The following is a 5628-nucleotide window of genomic DNA, read 5'->3' as shown; positions in this document are numbered from 1 at the left end:
CTGTCTTGCTCAGACCTTAAAATTTTACTCGGTGAGGGCGATTTTGATAACTATTAACCGTCCATTGCTAACTGGTTCAAAGCTTTACCAATGTACTCAAATAATCGAGCATCGGGAAAACCAAATTGCTGCTGCATTGTGGGATATTCAGCTTGCACCATGTTATTTAAACTGTGCATCACACCAGAATTTCCACCAGTAAAACTTTCTACTAATTCCTTCCAACGTCTAGCTAAAGCAAGCACTTTTTCATCGGTAGGTTCGGTTCCTTTATTCATTTCTGCTTCTACTACTGCAAACAAATCTTGCCAATCTTGTTGTACTTGTTGAATCTTTTCTTCACCAACTATTTGAGCGCGTTCATCTAAATATTGGCGTTGTTCTTTGGTGTAATATTGATTAAATAATTCTTCAGACATTTTTATTATCTCAATTGTTTTCATCAAATCATCTACATCAACCTTTTCTTCAGCTTGTAAACGCATAGAAATTCCTTGAAGAAGTCTTGTAAGCTGCTGCTGAACTTCAATTTGTTGATTTAATTTTTCAATATGCGATTTAACCACCGTAACTGGCGAATAATCGGGATTTTGCAGACAATTTTTGATCTCTTCCAAACTAAAACCCAACTGTCTTAGCGAAAGAATTTGTTGGAGTCGAATAATATCCTCTTCCCCATACAAACGATGTCCCGAATCTGTATATTCAGAAGGCTTTAAAAGATTAATCTCATCATAATGATGAAGAGTACGTACAGTTAAACCAGTCAGCGAAGCCAATTCGCCAACTTTCCAAGAAGTTTGCACAACTATTTACCCCTTTTTTTAATTCTTTTATTAACGACATTTTTAATGTAGAGCCTCACGTAACGTGAGGTGCAAGGGGTTTTGCAAAAAATATTTTTACGTTAGCGTTACAAAAATGTAGAGAACTAAGCTGCTACAGCTATAGCGGTTTTGAGTTGAGTGCAATACATTTCGCGGAACCTCACCCCCACCCCCTCTCCTTGGTAAGGAGAGGGGAGCAATATGGCGGCTGGGTAAGGTTCTTTTGTATTCTATTCAAATGAGAACCGCTATATATCTCACTGCATAACTGAACTAAGAAGCCCTATAAAACCTTGTAGTCCGAATATCACCAACCGTAATTGTACTTAAGTATTTATAATTATTTTCACAAATCTTTCCGAAACCAGGATTTATACGGTGAAGTTTAAATTACAAAACATTTTTAATTATCGTACCTATCCAAGGAGTGAAAAAATAGAATCATGACCGCTTTCAATCAACCACAAGAACAAAACAATCAACAATCACAAGCTACTCATAAACAAAGAAAAAGTCTATTTGGAAGTAAAACTTTTTGGGGTATTGTTTTTACTTCAACCGCAGCGATCGCCCCTATCGTGGGACAAGATGTCGATAAAGCCTTGAAAGGAGAACCTGTAAACTACGGTCAAGATGTTGCTCAAGTTGTAGTAATATTTTGCGGTGCAGCAGCATCAATTGTCGGTAGAGTCGAAGCAAAATCGCCTATTTATACTCCTAAATGGATGCCTGGACCGAATGAAACGGATTCTGACTCTGAGAAATTAATTTAATTTATGAGTAACTTTGTGAGGAATCATTCTAAATTTTATTTCAGGTTGCATCTTGATAAAAAGAATTAGAAATAAATGAGAAATTAACTTGTTGGGTTCGGGTTAATATATGCAAGTTAACAAAATTCCTTATTTTTATAAGTTACTTTTGAGAATAAACATTAACTAAATTGTCGAGCATAAAACCTTGCATAACGACGCTCAAAAGCTAACAACTCATCATGAGTTCCCGACTCTACAACTTCCCCTTGTTCCATAACTAAAATTCTGTCGCATTTTCTCACAGTACTTAAACGGTGAGCAATAATAAATACCGTGCGATTTACCATTAATCTTTCCAATGCTTCCTGTACCAAAGCTTCCGATTCCGAATCTAGTGCAGATGTCGCTTCATCTAAAATCAAAATTCTGGGATTGAGCAAAACAGCACGAGCGATCGCAATTCTTTGTCGCTGTCCCCCAGATAAGCTCGCGCCGCGTTCGCCGACTACGGTATAATAACCATCGGGCATTTGACTGATAAAATCATCGGCGTTGGCGATTTTTGCCGCTTCTTTAACGGCTTGGATATCAAAATCGATTTGTCCGAAAGCGATATTTTCGGCGATTGTACCGGAAAACATCACGGTTTCTTGCGGTACTATACCAATTTGTCGGCGCAAACTATTTAGCGTTACGTCTTTAATATCAACTCCATCGATTAATATCTCACCTCTTTGGATATCATAAAAACGCGGTAAAAGATTTACAAAACTAGTTTTCCCCGCACCGGAAGCACCCACAAGAGCGATCGCTTCTCCCGGCATTGCTAATAAACTGATATCTTTAATTACGGGTTTATCTGCTTGATACGCAAACGTAACGTGACGATATTCGACTTTACCCGTAACTCGGGGAAGAGCGATCGCGTCTGATTTTTCCACTACTGCTGGTTCAATTACTAATAATTCAAAAACTCTGTCTACAGAAGCTTCGCCTTCTTTGAATAAATTATAATTATTAGTAGTATGACCCACGGGATCAATTAATAAAGCTGCTGCGGAAAGATAGCTGAAAAACGTTCCAACCGTGATATTTTTGATCGAAATCTGCCATGCAGCGAAGAAAAGTAATAATATAAAACTTAATGCTTGCAAAAATCCAATAATAGGAATTTGAATCGCTTTTAATCTTTCCGTATAGTATTTTGCTTTATAAGTGCTTTCTGCTTCCTTACTAAACCGTGCAACTTCGTAGGACTCCGCCGCAAACGCTTGAATAAGCCGGATTCCGCCAAATACTTCAGTTAAAATTGCAGACAAATCCGATACATGGTTTTGGCTGCGACGAGATAACTTTTGTAGACGATCGCCAAACCAAGCAATCAACACACCCATCAACGGAGCGATAACTAATGTTGCTAGGGTTAGTTGCCAGCTAAGATATACCATGTAGATGGGAATCGCGACTAATTGCAAAGCAGAGGGGATAAAATCGTGAAACATTTTGTGGACAACTTCCCCAACGCGATCGACATCTTCGGTGAGTCGGTAAGATAAATCCCCAGCTTTTGCGGTTTCAAAGTAGCTGAGGTTTAACTTTTGTAAATGAGCGTAAACCTGCTTGCGGAGGTTATAAGCTACTCTTAAGGCAGCTTTTGCCATATAAATATCTTGTACTGACTGAAAAAAGCCTCGCACAAGGAAAACTCCCGCTAATATAACGGCAAGTTTCGCTATCTCTACAACATTTCCTTCTCCAAAGGGAGTTGCTAACTCTTCTACAAGCTTAATTAATCCTAATGTCGCTGCTACATATCCGATAATTCCGACAAAACCCTTAGCGATCGCTTCCCATTGGGGACGGATATAAGGTAAAAGTTGCCAATAGTTAGACCGATTCAAGCTGCAAGTCCCATACATATGATTTATTATTGTTCAGACGGTATCAGCTTTTGAGTAGTTTCTCAACGCTAGAGATCGATCCGTTAATAATAAGCTTCACCTGACAGGAAAAACTAAGAGTTGGGGAATTCTTTCCCAAACCCCGACCCAAAGATTGACCTGTTTTCATCAATATAGTTATATTCTGTAAAATGTTTCTACTCCCTATTCCCTACTCCCTACTCCCTACTCCCTATTCCCTACTCCCTACTCCCTACTCCCTATTCCCTATTCCCTATTCCCTACTCAACCATATGATATGTTTAATTGGTGGTAGATTTAAATATCATGAACGGTAAATTAATTGTTTTTGAAGGGGTAGAAGGTTGTGGTAAAACTACGCAAATGCAGCTTTGTTGTGAATGGCTGCAACAATTAAGTATACCCGTGGTCACAACTCGCGAACCTGGTGGAACTCAATTAGGATTGCATCTCCGTTCGTTGTTATTAGAAAACACCGAAGATAAACCAATAACTGCTACCACAGAGTTACTTTTGTACGCCGCAGACCGCTGTCAACACGTAGAACAAGAGCTATTACCGAACTTAAAATCGGGGAAGGTTGTATTATGCGATCGCTATATTGATTCAACAATTGCTTATCAAGGTTACGGTCGCAGCTTAGACATGAATTTAATCGATCGACTCAACGCGATCGCAACATCGGGATTAAAAAGCGATTTAACTTTATGGTTAGATTTAGACGTTGAACAAGGATTAGCTCGGAAGCGAAAAAACGGTGATATAGCTGATAGAATCGAACAAGAAAAAATCGACTTTCATCGTCGCGTTCAAAAGGGATACAAAGAATTAGCCGCTTCATATCCAGAACGAAATTTTAAAATAGAAGCTAGTTTAAATAAACAAGACGTACAAAAGCAAATTCAGCAAAGATTAACTTCTAAATTGCAGGAGTGGGAAATTATTACTAGTCAAAATAATCCCTCGTTCTGACGGTTGAAACCGCATCTAAATAGGCGAAGTCCGGCGACCTGGACTATTATTATATATATTTAACCCGCGCAGGCGGGTTTTGCTTGTGTAGACGCGGTTTAAACCGCCTGTTTTAATCATAAGAAATTGATAACTATTCCCTACTCCCTACTCCCTGCTCCCTGCTCACTAAAAATGGATTTCTTCGCACCAGTCATCGGACAAACCCAAGCTGTAGAATTACTCAAACAAGCTGTTGCTAAAGATAGAATTGCTCCAGCATATTTATTCGTAGGTTCTTCTGGAGTAGGACGAAGTTTAACTGCACGATGTTTTTCGCAATTGCTATTTACTCAAAATCATCAAAATACTGCTGTTATTAAAAGCAAATTAGAAAAAGGAAATCATCCCGATTTACTTTGGGTACAGCCAAGTTATCAACATCAAGGAAAGCTATTCAGTGCTTCAGAAGCCGCAGAGAAAGGATTAAAGCGCAAAGCACCCCCGATAACTCGTTTAGAACAAATTCGCGAGATTACTCAATTCCTGAGTCGTCCACCTTTAGAAGCGTCTCGAAATTTGGTAGTGTTAGAACAAGCCGAGACAATGGCAGAATCTGCTGCGAACGCTTTACTCAAAACTTTAGAAGAACCGGGAAAAGCAACAATAATTTTGATTGCTCCAACACCAGATTCTCTATTAACAACTTTAGTTTCTCGGTGTCAAAAAATTCCTTTCTACTGTTTAGATTCAGCCTCAATGTCTCAAGTATTGACATTATCAGGACACAGCGAAATATTAAATCATCCTACAGTGTTAAATATTGCAGCAGGTAGTCCGGGAAAAGCCATTGAAGCTTACGAACAAATGCAAAATATTCCCCCAGAATTATTACATTCCTGTACTAAACCGCCATTATCTTATCGCTCTGCATTAGAATTAGCGAAACAAATTGATAAAATATTAGATAACGAAGCGCAGTTATGGTTAGTTGATTATTTACAACAGGTGTATTGGCAAAATTTGCGGCAACCAAATATGATTCAGCAACTCGAAAAATCCCGTAAAGCTTTACTATGTTATGCACAACCGCGTTTGGTTTGGGAATGTATGTTTTTGTCGTTGGTTAGTAGTTAGTTATTATAGAGTTTTTTTTTATCGACTAGTAGTCCA

General features: G+C 38.6%; 5 protein-coding genes. 3 read left to right on the top strand and 2 right to left on the bottom strand.

The features are described from left to right. Positions 1-53 precede the first annotated feature (53 nt). Positions 54-806 (bottom strand): MerR family transcriptional regulator, encoded by a 753-nt coding sequence (locus VB797_RS16935; RefSeq protein ID WP_323238886.1) that lies wholly within the window; start codon positions 804-806, stop codon positions 54-56. A gap of 464 nt (positions 807-1270) precedes the next feature. Between VB797_RS16935 and VB797_RS16930 the strand changes: the two genes are divergently transcribed. Then, the gene (locus VB797_RS16930; RefSeq protein ID WP_323238885.1) at positions 1271-1600 is read left to right on the top strand and encodes a hypothetical protein; all 330 of its coding nucleotides are present in this window, start codon (positions 1271-1273) and stop codon (positions 1598-1600) included. Between the two features lie 161 nt (positions 1601-1761). Here VB797_RS16930 and VB797_RS16925 read toward each other — a convergent pair whose 3' ends face one another. Then, positions 1762-3501, bottom strand: a complete 1740-nt coding sequence (locus VB797_RS16925; RefSeq protein ID WP_323238884.1) for an ABC transporter ATP-binding protein — start codon at positions 3499-3501, stop codon at positions 1762-1764. A gap of 309 nt (positions 3502-3810) precedes the next feature. Here VB797_RS16925 and tmk point away from each other — a divergent pair, with 309 nt between their 5' ends. Next, positions 3811-4476, top strand: coding sequence for a dTMP kinase (gene tmk / locus VB797_RS16920; RefSeq protein ID WP_323238883.1), 666 nt, complete (start codon positions 3811-3813; stop codon positions 4474-4476). A gap of 174 nt (positions 4477-4650) precedes the next feature. Next, entirely contained in the window at positions 4651-5592 is a 942-nt protein-coding gene (locus tag VB797_RS16915) for a DNA polymerase III subunit delta' (RefSeq protein ID WP_323238882.1), read from the top strand. Positions 5593-5628 lie beyond the last annotated feature (36 nt).

It is taken from the genome of Rivularia sp. UHCC 0363 (assembly GCF_034931125.1).
GTDB lineage: Bacteria > Cyanobacteriota > Cyanobacteriia > Cyanobacteriales > Nostocaceae > Rivularia.
Note: the sequence above shows the minus strand (reverse complement) of the source record. Positions and strands in the feature narration are given on the sequence as shown.